This is a genomic window from Micromonospora sp. DT41 (assembly GCF_049841715.1).
Classification (GTDB): Bacteria; Actinomycetota; Actinomycetes; order Mycobacteriales; family Micromonosporaceae; genus Micromonospora; species Micromonospora profundi.
In genome coordinates this window covers 305,610-321,181 of record NZ_JBNCKU010000009.1, presented here as the reverse complement: position 1 = coordinate 321,181, position 15,572 = coordinate 305,610, and the positions used below count along the sequence as shown (strand labels likewise).

At 71.7% G+C, this 15,572-nt stretch carries 6 protein-coding genes; 3 read left to right on the top strand and 3 right to left on the bottom strand.

What is annotated here, in order from left to right:
* Window positions 1-58: 58 nt before the first annotated feature.
* The 3 genes from ACLQ23_RS19360 to ACLQ23_RS19350 are packed head-to-tail and all read right to left on the bottom strand — an operon-like array spanning window position 59 to window position 9,199.
* A complete protein-coding gene (locus ACLQ23_RS19360; RefSeq protein ID WP_355628030.1) occupies window positions 59-8,197 on the bottom strand; it encodes an amino acid adenylation domain-containing protein in 8,139 nt (2,712 codons plus the stop codon).
* Window positions 8,198-8,211: 14 nt separating this feature from the next.
* Window positions 8,212-8,973 carry a thioesterase II family protein gene (locus tag ACLQ23_RS19355; RefSeq protein ID WP_355597507.1) on the bottom strand — a complete coding sequence of 254 codons (762 nt, stop codon included), beginning with the start codon at window positions 8,971-8,973 and terminating at the stop codon, window positions 8,212-8,214.
* A gap of 13 nt (window positions 8,974-8,986) precedes the next feature.
* Window positions 8,987-9,199 carry an MbtH family protein gene (locus ACLQ23_RS19350; protein WP_355597505.1) on the bottom strand — a complete coding sequence of 71 codons (213 nt, stop codon included), beginning with the start codon at window positions 9,197-9,199 and terminating at the stop codon, window positions 8,987-8,989.
* Between the two features lie 195 nt (window positions 9,200-9,394).
* On the opposite strand from ACLQ23_RS19350, the gene ACLQ23_RS19345 reads away from it, so the two are divergent.
* Genes ACLQ23_RS19345 through ACLQ23_RS19335 form a run of 3 tightly spaced genes read left to right on the top strand, consistent with a single transcriptional unit; the run spans window position 9,395 to window position 15,568 of the window.
* The gene (locus ACLQ23_RS19345; protein WP_355628032.1) at window positions 9,395-14,026 is read left to right on the top strand and encodes an amino acid adenylation domain-containing protein; all 4,632 of its coding nucleotides are present in this window, start codon (window positions 9,395-9,397) and stop codon (window positions 14,024-14,026) included.
* A gap of 16 nt (window positions 14,027-14,042) precedes the next feature.
* Window positions 14,043-15,083, top strand: coding sequence for a MupA/Atu3671 family FMN-dependent luciferase-like monooxygenase (locus ACLQ23_RS19340; protein WP_355597501.1), 1,041 nt, complete (start codon window positions 14,043-14,045; stop codon window positions 15,081-15,083).
* Window positions 15,080-15,568 (top strand): flavin reductase family protein, encoded by a 489-nt coding sequence (locus ACLQ23_RS19335; RefSeq protein ID WP_355597499.1) that lies wholly within the window; start codon window positions 15,080-15,082, stop codon window positions 15,566-15,568. Before ACLQ23_RS19340 ends, ACLQ23_RS19335 begins: the two co-directional genes overlap by 4 nt.
* Window positions 15,569-15,572 lie beyond the last annotated feature (4 nt).

The following is a 15,572-nucleotide window of genomic DNA, read 5'->3' as shown; positions in this document are numbered from 1 at the left end:
ATCGGTGCAATCCGCTGGTAGGACCGGCGCGGCAACGGTCGGGCGGTGCAGTGCGAATCTAGGAGCCGCGTGCTGGGGGTGTCCCGTCACACGAACCAGGGGCCGCAGGCTCCGGCCCCTGCTCAAGCGACCTCCGCACGACCGCCGCGAGGTCCTGCACGTGGGGCGGGCGCAGCATCGTGAAGTGGTCACCGGGCACGGTGAGGTGTTCCAGGCGGGGCGCGTGGGCCTGCCAGGTGGACACGTCGTCCGTCGCCCTGTTGTCACCGGCGGTGACGAGCACCAGGCGGCCGAGGTAGTCCCGCGGCCGGTACGCGGCGTAATGCGCGATGTTCGTGGCGAAAGCCCGCATCCTGGTCCGCAGGTCGTCGTGGGTGTCCGGTGGTGCCAGCCCGGCCCGGGCAAGCACGTCCAGGGCCACGGTGTCCAGCGCCTGGCGGTCGAGCCCCCGCAAAGCGTCGAGGTCGACGTCCGGCAGGGGCACGCCTGCAGTGCCGGCCGTGTCGAGGACGAACCAGGTGAGCGTCTCCAGGTCGGTCGGGTCCTGGCCAGGGACCGGCAGGGCCGAGTCCAGCGCCAGGACGACGGCGACCTCCTCGCCCGCGTCCCGGAGCTGCCCGGCCATCTCCATCGCGACGGCCCCTCCGAGCGACCAGCCGCCGAGGTGGTACGGGCCGTGTGGCTGGACGCCGCGGACCAGGTCGAGGTAGCGGCCGGCCCGCTCGGCAAGGCTGCCGGCGGGGGCGATGCCGTGCAGTTCCGGGTCCTCGATGGCGTACACCGGCTGGTCGTCGCCGAGCATCGTCGCCAGCGTCAGGTAGTGGGTCACCGCTCCGCCGACCGGGTGCACCAGGAACAGAGGCGGTCGCGTTCCGCCGGGCTGGAGCGGGACGAGCGGGCCGGTGGCCTCGGCCGGCGCCCCGGCGGTCTCGTCAAGGTGCCGGGCGAAGTCCTCGAGGACCGGGTTGGCGAACACGTGCCGGAGATGGACGTCGAGGCCGAGCCCGTCGCGGACCCGTGCGGCGAGCTGAGTGGTGTGCAGCGAGTTGGCACCGAGGTCGAAGAAGCTGTCGTGGGCGCCGACCCCCTCGACGCGCAGCAGGTCCTCCCACACGCCGGCCAGCCACCGCTCGGTGTCGGTGCGCGGTTCGACGTGCCTGACTGTGGGCGGTGGCTCGGGCAGCCGGGCGGTGTCCAGCTTGCCGTGTGGTGTGACCGGCAGATCCGGGAGCGCGACGACCGTCGTGGGGACCATGTACGTCGGCAGTCGGTCGGCGAGGAACCGGCGTACGTCGGCGGGATCCGCGTCGCCGACGATGTAACCGATCAGGACGCCGTGGCGGACCGTTACCGCGCTCTTGTCGACCGCCGCGTGCTGGCACAGGGCGTGTTCGATTTCGCCGAGTTCGACGCGTTGGCCGTGGAGTTTGACCTGTCGGTCGGTCCGGCCGAGGTATTCGATGGTGCCGTCGGTTCGCCAGCGGGCGAGGTCACCGGTGGCGTACATGCGTTGTCCGGGTGGCCCGTACGGGTCGGCCCGGAACCGTTCGGCGGTGAGGCCGGGCCGGTTGTGGTAGCCGTGGGCGACGCCGGTGCCGGCGACGTGGAGTTCTCCGGCGATGCCGATGGGGGTGGGGCGTAGCCGGTCGTCGAGGACGTAGATGCGGGTGTTGGCGATGGGGTGTCCGATGGGGACGGTGGTGGAGCCGAGCTGGCAGTGCCAGGCGGTGACGTCGATGGATGCTTCGGTGGGGCCGTAGAGGTTGTGGAGTTCGATGTGGGGCCAGGTGGTGAGGAAGCGTTGTGCGGTGTCTGCCGGTAGTGCTTCGCCACTGCTGAAGACGCGGCGGACGTGGGGCAGAGGGCTGTGGTCGGCGGTGGTGTTGAGGAAGGTCTGGAGCATGGTGGGGACGAAGTGCAGTGTGGTGATGTCTGTGTTGACGATGAGTTGGTGCAGGTAGTCGGGGTCGCGGTGGCCGCCGGGGGCGGCGAGTACGAGGGTGGCTCCGGTGGTGAGGGGCCAGAAGAATTCCCAGGCGGAGACGTCGAATCCGTAGGGGGTTTTTTGTAGGACTCGGTCGTCGGTTTGCAGGTGGTAGGTGTTCTGCATCCAGGTGATGCGGTTGTGGAGTCCGCGGTGGGGGACTGCGACGCCTTTTGGTGTGCCGGTGGACCCGGATGTGTAGAGCAGGTATGCGGTGTCGTCGAGGGTGGGTCCGGTGGCGGGGGCGGTGTCCGGCTCGGCGTCGAAGGTGTCGGTGACGTCGAGGGTGTGGGTGGTGGGGAACGATTGGGTGTGGGTGCTTGTGGTGATGACCAGGGGTGGGTTGGCGTCGTGGAGCATGGCGGTGAGGCGTTCGGGGGGTAGTTCGGGGTCGAGGGGGACGTAGGCGGCTGCGGCTTTCCAGATGGCGAGCAGTGTGGTGACGAGGTGGATGCTGCGGGGTAGGCAGACGCCGATGTGGTCGCCGGGGGTGATGCCGTGGTGGTGGAGGCGGTGGGCGAGGTGGTTGGCGGTGGTGTTGAGGTCGCGGTAGGTGTGGTGGGTGCCGTCGTGGTCGATCACGGCGATGGCGTTCGGGGTGTGTTCGGCGATGCGTTCGACAAGGTGGTGCAGAGGTTCGTGGTGGTCCGCGGTGGTGGTGTCGTTCCAGCCGTGTAGCACCTGCTGGCGTTCCGCGGCCGGCATGATCTCGACCTCGCGGGCAGGCTGGTCGGGCCGGGCCAGGCCGTTGGCGAGCGCGGTGAGGAAGTGGTCGAGGAGCCTGTCGATGCGGTCGGCATCGAACAGCTCGGTGGCGAACTCCACCCCCAGGTCGATGCGGCCGTCCGGCGAGTCGATCACCGCCATGGCGAGGTCGAAGCGGGCGTGGCCGCCCGAGACCGGCATCGGCTCGGCGGTGACGGTGCCCAGCGACAGGTCACCCTGTGCGGCGGCAGGCGGCTGAAGCGACAGGTTTACCTGGAACAGCGGGTTGCGCCCGGGAATGCGCTCGGGGCGCAGGGCGTCGACCACAAGGCCGAACGGGACGTCCTGATGGGCGGTGGCCGCCAGGACGGTCTCATGACAGCGGCCGACGAGCTCCTCGAAGCTGGGCTCACCGTCGAGGCGGGTGCGCAGCACCACTGCGTTGACGAAGTAGCCGACCATCGGTTCGGTGTCGGCACGGGTCCGGCCGGAGAAGATGGACCCGATGGGTAGGTCGGTCTGCCCCGTGTAGCGGTGCAGCACGGTGAGCAGTGTCGCCTGAGTGAGGGTGAGCAGCGAGACCCGGCGGGCGCGGGCGTACTCCCGGGCGGCCTGCGCCAGATCGTCGGGCACCTCTCGCCATCGGTCCGCGCCGCTGCCGGTCGGGTTGAGTGGGCGGAGACGGTCGGTGGGGACGTCGATCGTGGCCAGGTCGGCAAGTGTCTCGCGCCAGAAGTCGAGCTGCCGCTCCCGTTCGCCACCGTCGAGCCGGGCGCGTTGCCAGACTGCGTAGTCGGCCGGTTGCACCGCCAGCTCCGGCAGCCGTGCCGGCGCCCCGCCGGTCTCGGCCGCGTAGAGGCGGGTCAGCTCGTCCGAGAGGAGTGTGGCCGACCAGCCGTCGGCGACGATGTGGTGGATGACAAGCACCAGGACGTGCTCGTCGGGACCGAGCCGGGCCAGCGGAGTCCGGAGGAGTCCGCCCGCGGCCAGGTCCATGGGCCGGCTGATCTCGGCCACCGCCCACGCCTCGACGGCCTCGGCGGGCAGGTCGGCCACTGGCAGCGGCAGCAGGTCCGCAGGCCTGTCGATCACCTGGCGGGGCCTGCCGTCCTCGGCGACGAAGCGGGTTCGCAATGATTCGTGACGCACCGTCAGGGCGTGCAGCGCCCGCCCGAGCGCCGGCACGTCCAGGGCTCCGTGCAACCGCAGTGCGAACGCGATGTGGTGGACCGGCGAGTCGGGGTCGAGCTGATGCTCGAACCACATCGCCTCCTGCTGGTACGTGCACACGAGCGACCCGTCGCGGGGCACCGGAACCACCCGGCGGGCGGCGTCCCGCCGTGCCCTCGCGGCCCGCTTCTCCTCGAGCAGCCGCTCCAGTTGGGCTCGTTCGGCAAGTCTCCGTTCCAGCTCGGCGATCTCGGCGTCCAGCTCGCTCCGGGGCGACGGCGGTGGTGGGGCGACGGCTGGGGCGACGTCCGGCGGTCGGGGCTGCCCGGCCTCGTGCCTGCCCTGCCGGTCCCTTCGCTCGTCCGGCCCGTCGCCCCGGCCGAGGTGCTCCAACACGCCGTCGGAGCGCCAGCGCGCGATCTCACCGGTGTCGTACATGCGCTCGCCGGGCCGGTCGGCGTACGGGTCAGCGAGGAACCGGCGCGCCGTGGATCCAGGCCGACCGGTGCCGCCCTGCGCCGCGCCGCTGCCCGTGACATACAGCTGGCCCGGGACGCCGATGGGCGCCGGGCGCAGCGCGGTGTCGAGGACGTACACGCGCCTTCCGGGCGTGTCAGTGCCGACTGTGCTTCCGCCTTCCCTCACCTCGGGCGGGAGGGTGGCGCGGGAACTCCAGTCGCGCAGCACCCGGTCCCGTTCGGCCGGCGGCAGGACGTCGATCTCGTCGGCCGGGCAGTCCGGGGCGGCCAGCCCTCGGGCGAGGGCGGTGGTGAAGTGGTCGACAAGGCGGTCGATCCGGTCGGCGTCGAAAAGCTCGGTGGAGTACTCCACCTGTAGCTCCAGCCCGCCGTCGGCCAGGTCGATGACGGCCAGCGCGACATCGAAGCGGGCGTACCCGGTGCTGACGTCGAGGGCCTCGGCGGTCGCCCCGGCAAGCGCCAGGCCGGACAGGGAGGTGCCCGGTGGCTGGAGCGACAGGCTGATCTGGAACAGCGGGTTCGTCTCGCCGGTCACCTCCGGGCGCAGGCTCTCGACCACGAGGGCGAACGGCGCGTCCTGGTGGGCGCCGGCGTCGAGGACCGTGTCGTGACAGCGGCGGACGAGGTCGGCGAAGGTGGGGCGGCCGGTGAAATTGGTGCGCAGCACGAGGGGGTTGGCGAAGAAGCCGACGAGTGGCTCTAGTTCGGGCCGGGTGCGTCCAGAGAAGATCGACCCGATCGGCAGGTCGCGCTGCCCGGTGTGGCGGTGCAGGACCGTCAGCAGCGCGGCCTGGTGGACCGCGAGGAACGACACGCGGTGGGTCCGGCCGTACGCGCGGGCGGCGGTGGAGACGTCGTCTGGCAGGCGCCGGGACACGGTGACGCCGGCGCCGGTGCGCCGGTCCGGCCGGGGCCGGTCGGTCGGGAAGTCCACAGTAGGAAGGTCTGCCAGGGCGTCCCGCCAGTAGGCCACCTGGCGCTCCAGTTCGGCTCTGCGCCGCTCGTCACGTTGCCAGACAGCGTGGTCCGCCGGCTGGAGGACGAGCGCCGGCAGCGCCTCGTCGGCAGCGCCGGTCTCGACGGCGTAGAGCCGGGACAGCTCGGCACCGAGGATGCGAGCCGACCACCCGTCGGCCACGATGTGGTGCACGACAATCAGGAGCACGTGCTCGTCGGACGCGATCCGGGCCAGGGGGCACCGGAAGAGATGCCCGGCGGCCAGGTCCAGCGGCCGACCGATCTCCCGCGCGACCCAGGCCTCGACGGCGGCCGGCTCGACGTCCACGACCGGCAGCGGGGTCATCGGCGGCGGGTCGTCGACCACCTGCTCCGGCAGGCCACCCCTGTCGACGAACCGGGTCCGCAGCGCCTCGTGCCGTACGACGAGGGCGTGCACCGCCCGGCCGAGCGCTGCCACGTCCAGCTCGCCGCGTACCCAGAGCCGCAACCCGATGTGGTACGTGGCCGACGAGGGGTCGAACTGGTGCTGGAACCAGAGTCCCTCCTGCTGGCGCGTGCAGGGCAGCGGCCCGGTGCGCGGCAACCGCGTGATCGGTTCGTCCACCGCCAGGGGAGCGGCCTCGTCGAGGAGGGCGGCGAACTGGTCGAGCACAGGGTGGGCGAAGAGGTGGCGCGGTTGCAGGTCGACGTTGCGGTGGTCCCGGACACGGGCGACGAGCTGGATGGCGTGCAGCGAGTCGCCGCCGAGGTCGAAGAAGCTGTCGGTGGCACCCACCTCCTCCGCCCCGATTACCTCCTGCCAGACGGTGGCCAGCCAGCGCTCGGTGTCGGTGCGCGGTGCGACGTACCCGTTGGCCGGCGGTGCCGTCGGCTCGGGCAGTCGCGTGGGGTCGAGCTTGCCGTTCGGGGCGAGCGGCAGCGCGGGCACCGTGACCAGAACGGTCGGGATCATGTACGTCGGCAGCCGGTCCGCCAGGTACCGGCGTACGTCGTCCAGGTCGGGTTCGCCGGTGAGGTAGGCGACGAGGTGGGTGGCGTCGTGGAGGAGAACCGCGCACTGGCGGACGCGGGGGTGGCGGCTGAGGGTGTGCTCGATCTCGCCGAGCTCGACGCGTTGGCCGCGGATCTGGACCTGACGGTCGCGGCGACCGAGGAATTCGAGGATGCCGCCGGGGAGCCAGCGGACGAGGTCGCCGGTGGCGTACATGCGTTGTCCGGGCTGGTCGGCGTGCGGGTCGGCGAGGAACCGTTCGGCGGTGAGGCCGGGCCGGCCGTAGTAGCCGTAGGTGACACCGGTGCCGGCGATGAACAGCTGTCCAGGAACGCCGACCGGGGTGGGGCGGAGGTGTTCGTCGAGGGCGTACGCGCGGTGGTTGGGCAGGGCCGTGCCGATCGGGGTCGGCCCGGTAAGCGGCTCGTCGGTGCACAGGTAGTCGGTGACGACCACTGTGGTCTCGGTGGGCCCGTAGCAGTTGTGCAGTTCGAGGCCGGGGCGCGACCAACGGCTGGCCTGCTCGGGGGGCAGGGCCTCGCCGGCGCTCCAGACGGCGCGCAGCGCGGTCCCGGCGAAGTCGTCGGGATCGAGCAGGGCCAGAACGGCTGTCGAGATGAAGGACAGCGTCACCTGTTCGTCACGGATGAGCGTGGTGAACGCGGCCGCGTCGGCGATCGTCTCGCGAGGGGCGCTGATCATCGTCGCGCCGGCGAGCAGCGTGGCGTAGCAGTCGCAGATGCTGGCGTCGAAGGCCGGGTTGGAGGTCTGGGCGACCCGGTCGGCGGGGGTGGTGCGGAACAGCTCGACGGCGGTTTCGCAGAAGGAGTAGGCGCTGTGGTGGGGCACCAGCACGCCCTTTGGTGTGCCGGTGGACCCGGAGGTGTAGAGCAGGTAGGCCGGGTCGTCCGGTCGGACGTCGATATCGGGTGGGGTGTCCGGGCCGCGGTCGTCGCGGTCGTCGAGGTTCCAGTGGGGGATGTCGGTGGGTGCCGTCGGGGCCAGGTCGGTGGTGGTCATCACGAGCCTGGTGCCGGCGTCGCCGGCCAGGAGGGCGAGCCGGGCCGGAGGGTGTTGGGGATCCAGCGGCAGCCAGGCGGCGCCGGCCTTCATGACGGCGAGTTGGGCGATGGGCAGGTGGATGCCGCGGTCCAGGAGCAGCCCGACGATGTGGCCGGGGCCGATGCCGTGCCGGTGCAGGGCGTGAGCCAGTCGGTTGGAGCGGCGTTCGAGCTGGTCGTAGGTCAGTTCGGTGCCAGCGAACCGGATTGCCACGCGGTCCGGGGGGTGGCCGAGGGTGACGTGGTGCAGCAGGCCGGGGGTACGCGGGACGGGCGGCGGGTTCCAACCGCGCAGGACCAGGTCCCGTTCGGCCGCCGGCAGGATGTCGATGGCGGCGACAGGCCGGTCCGGGTCGGTCAGCCCACCTGCCAGCGCCGCGGTCAGATGGTCCAGCAACCGGCCGGCCCGGCCTTCGTCCGCCCGGTCCGCCGGGAGTTTCACCGTGAGGTCCGCGGACTCCACGGTGAGCGTGACGTCGAACGGGTTGCCTGCTGCTGTGTCTCGCCCGGTCAGGCCAACCTGGAGCCGCGTATCGGTCCCGGCTGACGTGTGGCAGCGCGCGACAAGCTCGGCGAAGGCGGGGTTGCCGCTCAGGTCGGCGCGCCACACTGCGTCGCCCGACCTGAGCGCCAGATCAGTCTCGCCGGTGTACCTGTGCAGGACGGTCAGCAGCGCGGCCTGCCACAGGGCGGACGAGGTCACGCCGTGGCGCTGGGCGTATCCGCGGGTGGCCTCGGCCAGGTCGTCAGGCGCTCGCCGCGTCAATGCGGCGCCGTGAGCGCGGGTGAGGTGAACCCGGTCCGACGTGAGGTCCATGGTGGCCAGGTCGACACGGTTGTCTCTCACCGCTGCTCCTTGGGTCAGCGTGCCCGGACGAGGTCGTCGCCGATTCTTCGGATTACCTGCCGTTCGGCCTCCGGGCCGAAGAAGTGCCCGCTCGGGACGACGTCCAGGTCGAAGCGGGCGGTCGTCTCGGCCTGCCACGCCGCCATCTGGTCGGGAGGCGCCGTCCAGTCCTCGGCGCCGGCGAAAGCGCGGATCCGCACGTCGAGCGGCGTCTGCGGCCGGAATCCGTGTGTGCTGAGCACTGTGAGGTCGGCCCGCAACGTGGGCACCAGCGCCCGCACCAGCTCCGGTTCGGCGAGGACCTCAGGCGGCGTTCCGCCCATCTCCCGCATGTAGCCCTCGAGCCCGTCCGTGCGCCCTTCCCACGGCCAGACGTCGTCGTCGTTGACCGGTGCGACGTCGCACGCGTGGAAGAGCATGAAGGGCATCGGCATCGCGCGCTCGCGCAGGGCGTGTGCGAGCGCCCAGGCCACCCGGGACCCCATGCTCACGCCGTAGCAGGCGAACGGACGGTCCAGCAGCGGCAGTAGCGCGTTCACCAGCGCGTCGACGAGTGGCGTCATCCGGTCGAACGCCGGTTCGCCGAACCGGTCGGCGCGCCCCGGCAACTGCACAGCGATCGGCTCGACGGACGCGGGCAGGAGACCGGGCCACTTCCGGTACATGGCGGCGCTGCCGCCGGCATGGTGGAAGCACAGCAGCCGGACCTCGGACGGTTGCTCGCGGCGCCCGAATCGCTTGAACCAGCGCCGGTCGATGTCCTGCAGCTGGGTCATCGTGGGGACCGGATCAGCTCGTGGTGGCTGTGCCGCGGCGGGCGCTGCGCGGGCGGATGTCGGTCCAGTTCGCCTCGACGTAGTCGAGGCATGCCTGGCGACCGTCCGGGCCGTGCACGACACGCCAGCCGGCCGGAACCGCAAGCGTCGCCAGCCAGAGCGAGTGCTGATCCTCGTCGTTGACGAGCACGAGGAAGGTGCCGTCGGGGTCATCGAACGGGTTCATGTCGCTGACCCTAGGACGCCGGGTAGTGACGTATCTGTCACGTGAAACGAGGACGGGAAGGCCAGTTGGCTGCCGCATACGTTGGCGGTGGCGTTGGCGCGGCTGCGGGCGACGGGGGAGTGGACGCATTCGTCGACCGCCGGACTCGACCCGCTGGAACGAGTGCCGCGGGACGACACAGGGACGGGATGACCAATGACTGATCTGCAACGACGCATCGCAGCCCTCTCGCCGGAGCAGCGGGCCCGACTGGAGGAACGCCTCGCCGAGATGGCGGCCGCCCGTGGTCACCAGGTGAGCACTGCCATCAAGCCGCGTGACCGCGACCGGCCCACACCGCTGGCGATCCAGCAGCAGCGTGAGTGGACCTTCGCCCAGTTCCAGTCGATCACCATCCCGGGAGCGTTCCGGGTCGAGGGCGAGTTGGACGAGGACCTGCTCCGTCGCGTCCTCGCCGAGGTGGTGGAACGGCACGAGGTGCTGCGATCCACAGTGGAGTTGCAGTCCGACGGGACCATGGCGCAGGTGGTGCATCCGACCACAGCGGTGCCGGTACCCATCGTCGACCTGTCGCACCTTTCCGACGACGAGCAGCGGGCCGAACTGCGCGAGAGCTGGCAGTCCGAGGTCCAGCTGCCGTTCGACCCCGGGGAGCCGCTGCGGCTGCGGGTCCGCGTGTTCCGCCTGGCCGAGCAGACCCACGTCGTCTTCATCACCGCCGACCACGTGGCCGCCGACGCGTTCTCGGTGGGCCTTCTGGTCCGGGAGTTCGCCACCCTCTACGTGGGCGCCCCACTCGACCCGCTGGAGATCCAGTACGGCGACTTCGCGGCCTGGCAGCGGTCTGTCGAGGCGGAGCGGATCGACGACGAGACCCGGCACTGGCAGGAGACCCTGGCCGGCATCCCGGCCGGACTGGGGCTGCCCACCGACCGGCCGTACCCGGCGCGCCCGACGTTCGCCGGGGCGTCCCACATCACCGAGCTGCCGGCCGCGGTCTCCACCGACCTGCGCCGCCTCGGTGAGCGCGAGAGCGCGTCGCCGGGAATCCTCCTGCTCGCAGCCTGCGCCGTGCTGCTGCACCGGTACACCGGCCGCGACGACGTCGTCATCGGCGAGAACGTCGCCGGCCGCAACCGAGCCGAGCTCGAACCGCTCATCGGCTGCTTCGTGGGGGCCCTCCCGATGCGGATGCGGCTCACCGGCGAGCAGCCCCTCGCAGCTGTGGTGCGGCAGGCCCGGGACACGGTGGTGACCGCCTACGATCACCAGGACCTGCCGGTGGACGGCATGCTGGACCGGCTCGGCCTGGAGGCCGCGTCCGCCACCCTGTTCGACATGTGGCTCGACGTGCGCACGCCGGAGCGGGACCTTGAGGTCCCGGGCCTGCGGATCAGCGCCGAGACGATCGAGACGGACCTGATCGCCGCCACGCCACTGACGCTTGACGCCGATCCGAACGGCGACACGCTGCGACTGCAGTGGATCTACATGACCGAGCTGTTCGACGCCGAGACCGTGCAGGTGCTCGCCGATCAGTTCGTCCGCATCCTGCAAGCGTTCGTCGACGCGCCCGACACGACGGTCGGCGACCTGCCGCTGGCTGTCGCACCGGCATCCCCGGCGGCGGTCGAGCAGACACCGGACGCCGCCCGCGACGATGCGCCAGGCTTCGTCGAGCTGTTCCAGCGCCGCGTCGCGCAGGCCCCGTTCGCACCGGCGGTGGTGCACGACGGCGTCCCGACAAGCTACGACGAGCTCAACCGCTCCGCCAACCGGCTCGCCCACCGGCTGCGGGCACTCGGTGTCGGCCGCGACACCACTGTCGGCATCCTGGTGGACCGCTCGCCCCGGCTGGCCGTGTCGATCGTCGGCGTGCTCAAGGCCGGCGCCGCGTACCTGCCGATCGATGCCGCCTACCCGGCCGAGCGCATCGCGGGCATGCTCGCCGACGCGGGCGTCCGCGTGCTGGTCTCCGAGGAACGGCTGGCGTCGATCGGGGCCGGCTCGGTGGACCACACGGTGCTTGTGGACGACGGGGCCGACGGCCCCGACACCGACCTGCCGGGACCGGATCCGGACGCACCGGCCTACGTGGTGTTCACGTCCGGCTCGACCGGGCGACCCAAGGGCACCGTGATCGAGCACCGGTCCCTCGTGACGTACGCGCGCGACGTGGTGGACCGGCTCGGGCTCGGCGCCGGCGACCGGTTCCTCCAGTTCGCCTCGCCCAGCTTCGACGTGCTCGCCGAGGAGTTGTTCCCGACCTGGTTGGCCGGCGGTTGCGTGGTCATCCCGGCCCGGTCGCTGTTGAGCGGCGGCGAGGATCTCACCGACCTCATCGAGCGCGAGTGGCTGACGGTTATCGAGCTGCCCACCGCGTACTGGCACGAGTGGGTGCGTGAACTCGACCGGACCGGCCGCACGCTGCCCCGGTGCCTGCGCCTGGTCATCATCGGCGGCGAGCCGGTCCTCGCCGACCGGCTGGCCATGTGGAGGAAACTCGACGTACTGCTGATGAACTGCTACGGGCTGACCGAGACGACCGTCACCTCGACGTTCTTCCGTCTGGACCCGGCCGGTCCGGTGGTCGACTGGCCCAACCTGCCGATCGGCACCCCACTGCCCTCGGCGGACCTGCGCGTGCTCGACCACCGACTCCGTCCGGTGCCACTCGGCGGCACCGGGGAGCTGTACATCGGCGGCGTCAGCGTGGGCCGCGGCTACGTGGGGCAGCCCGGCCTGACGGCGCACCGCTTCGTCGCCGACCCCGACCCGGCACGGCCGGGCCGCCGGCTGTACCGCACCGGCGATCTGATCCGCCGGCGGGTCGACGGCAACCTGGAGTTCGTCGCCCGGGTCGACCGACAGGTCAAGATCCGTGGCTTCCGGGTGGAACCGCTGGAGATCGAGTCGGTGCTCAGCCGCCACCCGGGGGTCGCCGAGACCGTCGTGTCGGTGCATGAGCCGTCCCCGGGCGACCGGCGCCTGGTCGCGTACGTGGTGCCCGGCCCGGACGGGATGCCCGACCTCGGCGAGCTGCGCCGGTACCTCGACGGCGAGTTGCCGGCGTACCTGGTGCCCGCCGCGTTCGTCGAACTCGACGCGATCCCACTGACCACCAACGGCAAGGTCGACCGGGACCGTCTACCGGCGCCGGACGAGGGCCGACCCGAGGTGGGCCCGGCCTACGCGGCGCCGCAGTCGCCGACCGAGCGCACGCTCGCCGGCATCGTCTCGGCGGTGGTCGGCGTCGACCCGGTCGGCGTCGACGACAACTTCTTCGAGATCGGCGGCGACTCCATCCTCGCGATCCAGGTCGTCGCACGGGCGCAGGAGGCGGGCCTCCGGCTGTCCCCGCAGGACCTCTTCGCGCACCCCACCATCGCCACCCTGGCCGTGGCGGCCAGCGCCGCGCCCACCATCGACGCCGAGCAGGCCGACGTGATCGGTCCGGTGCCGGTCGCGCCGAGCCAGCGCTGGTTCGGAGCCGCCTCCATCGTGGAGGCACGGCACTGGAACCGGTCCGTGGTGCTGGATCTGCCGGCCCCCGTGGAGCCGGAGCTGATCGAGAAGGCCGTCGAGCACCTGATGGGCCACCACGACGGGCTGCGTCAGCGGATCCTGCTGGCCGGCGCCGACCGCATGCGCGTGCGGATCGCCCCGCGCGGCGACCTCACACCCTTCAGCACGTACGACCTGACCGATCTCGACGAGGCGGCGCAACGACGCCGGATTGACGAACTGGGCACCGAGATCCAGGCCAGCCTGGACCCGGCCGTCGGGCCGCTGGTCCGGTTCGCCTGGTTCCGCTGCGGCGGCGGCCAGCCGGACCGGATCGCCGTCGTCGCCCACCGCCTGGTCGCCGACGCCTGGTCGATGCGGATCCTGGTCGAGGACCTGGGTCGCGCCCTCGCCTCGCTGGCAGCTGGCGAGCCGGTGGCGCTGCCGCCGAAGACGACGTCGTGGCAGTCGTGGGTACGTCGGCTTGTCGCGTACGGGCGTACGCCTGTGGTGCAGGAGCAACGCGCGTTCTGGGCCGACCTGGTCGCCTCGCCGGGCGGCCCGGTCCCCGCCGACCGCCAGGCGGAGCCGGAGGCCGATACCGCGGCGACCGAGCAGACGATCACCGTGTCGCTCGACGCTTCGCGGACGGCCGAGCTGCTCGCCGCTCCGGAGGCGCTCAACTGCCAGCTCGACGAGTTGCTGCTGACGGCGCTCGGCCGGACGCTGCGCGCGTGGAGCGGTGCCGGGCGGCATCTGGTCGACGTCGAGCGGACCGGCCGCGCGGCGCTGTTCGACGACGTCGACCTGGGCCGCACAGTGGGTTGGGTCAGCCATACCCATCCGCTGCCCCTGACCGGCGACCAGGACGACTCGTCCGAGACGAGCCTGAAGGCGGTCAAGGAGGCGCTGCGCGCGGTGCCCGCCGACGGTGTCGGATGGTCGCTGCTGCGGTTCGACGCCGAGCCGGTGCCCGCGGCGCCGGTCGAGCTTGCCTTCACGTACCTCGGCGACGTCGACCCGCCCGGTTTCAGCCCGGCGTCCACTCTGGTCGGCCCGGACGTCAGCCCTCGTGGGCTGCGGCCGTACCCGATCGCTGTCGAGGTGTCGCTTGCCGGCGGCGCGCTTGTGGTCCGCTGGCGCTACAGCGAGACGCGGCACGACCAGCAGACCATGCAGGCCCGCGCCGACAGTTACCTCGCGGAGCTTGAGGCGCTCGTCGAGGCGGCGCGGCAGCCGGCCGAAACCACCCACTCGCCTACCGACTTCCCGCTCGCCCGCGTCGACCAATCCCGGCTCGACGCTCTGCTCAGCCGGCTCTGACCCGACGGGAGTGGTGGTGGACTACAGCCTGTTCTTCTTCGCCGACGGAGGCGTCGCCGGTGACGACGGTTACCGCCTCCTGCTGGAGAGCGCCCGATTCGCCGACGCCAACGGGTTCACGGCGGTCTGGACGCCGGAGCGTCACTTCCACTCGTTCGGCGGCCTGTACCCGAACCCCGCTGTCACCGGGGCCGCGGTGGCCGCCGTGACCGAGCGGGTGGGCGTCCGGGCGGGCAGCGTGGTGGCGCCCCTGCACCACCCGGTCCGCATCGCGGAGGAGTGGTCGGTCGTCGACAACCTGTCCAAGGGCCGGGTGGGGCTGTCGTTCGCGTCCGGCTGGCACGCGGCCGACTTCGTGCTGCGCCCGGAGAACTACGCCGACCGCAAGAACGTGACGGCCGAGACGGTGGACACCGTACGCCGGTTGTGGCGTGGCGAGGAGGTCGAGTTCGCCGACGGAGCGGGGGAGAAGCGGGCCGTCCGTATCTTCCCCGCGCCGGTGCAGCCCGAACTGCCGGTGTGGGTGACAAGCGCCGGCTCGCCGGAGACGTTCCGGACCGCAGGCCGTCTCGGTGCGGGGCTGCTGACCCACATGCTCGGCCAGGATCACGCCCGGCTCGCCGAGAACATCGCCACCTACCGGTCGGAGCTGGGCGGGGCGCCGGGACACGTCGTGCTGATGCTGCACACGCTGATCGGCACGGACCGGGCCGAGGTGCGCGAACAGGTCCGCGAGCCGATGAGCAACTACCTGCGCAGCTCCGCTGACCTGATCGTCAAGGCAGCCGCGAGCATCCTGCCGCCCGGCTTCGACGTGAACCGGCTGCCGGAGCGGGACAAGGACTTCCTCATCGCGCACGCCTTCGACCGCTACTTCACCAGCAGCGGCCTGTTCGGCACCGTGGCCGACGGGGCCGACATGGTGAGCCGGCTGGAGGCGATAGGTGTCGACGAGATCGCCTGTCTGATCGACTTCGGCGTGCCCCGCCAGGACGTGCTCGGGTCCCTGCGACACCTTGCCGAGCTGGCCCGGCAAACGGGTCAGCCGGCCAGGTGACGTCGCCGGCTCACGAGACGGTCGGGGCGGAGCATCTGCGCCGCCTCCTCCGCCGCTGGGCCACCACTGTGACAGTGGTGACGGCGGCCGGCGATGGTCGGCCCTTCGGGTTCACCGCGACGTCGTTCACGTCGGTGTCGCTGTGCCCACCGGTCATGTCGTTCTGCGTCGACAGTGGCTCATCGAGCTGGCCGATGCTGCGGGAGGCCGAGCACGTGGCGGTGCACGTGCTCGACGCCGGGCAGGCCGACCTGGCGCGTACGTTCGCCACCCGCGGCATCGACCGCTTCGCCGCGACAGGTTGGCGCCCCGGGCCGTACGGCGTGCCGCTGCTGCCTCGGAGCCTGGCCTGGCTGGTGTGCCACGTCTCGGCGCGGATCCCCGCCGGCGATCACGTGATCGTCCTCGTCGAGCCGCTGGAGGCCCAGGTCATCGACGGCAGCCCGCTGCTGTACCACGATGGACAGTACGCGGCGCTTGCCTGACCAC

What these genes read in the sequence shown, in the direction of transcription:
- ACLQ23_RS19355 (WP_355597507.1), bottom strand. Translation starts at nt 8,973, where the DNA reads ATGACCCAGCTGCAGGACATCGACCGGCGCTGGTTCAAGCGATTCGGG.
- ACLQ23_RS19350 (WP_355597505.1), bottom strand. Translation starts at nt 9,199, where the DNA reads ATGAACCCGTTCGATGACCCCGACGGCACCTTCCTCGTGCTCGTCAAC.
- ACLQ23_RS19345 (WP_355628032.1), top strand. Translation starts at nt 9,395, where the DNA reads ATGACTGATCTGCAACGACGCATCGCAGCCCTCTCGCCGGAGCAGCGG.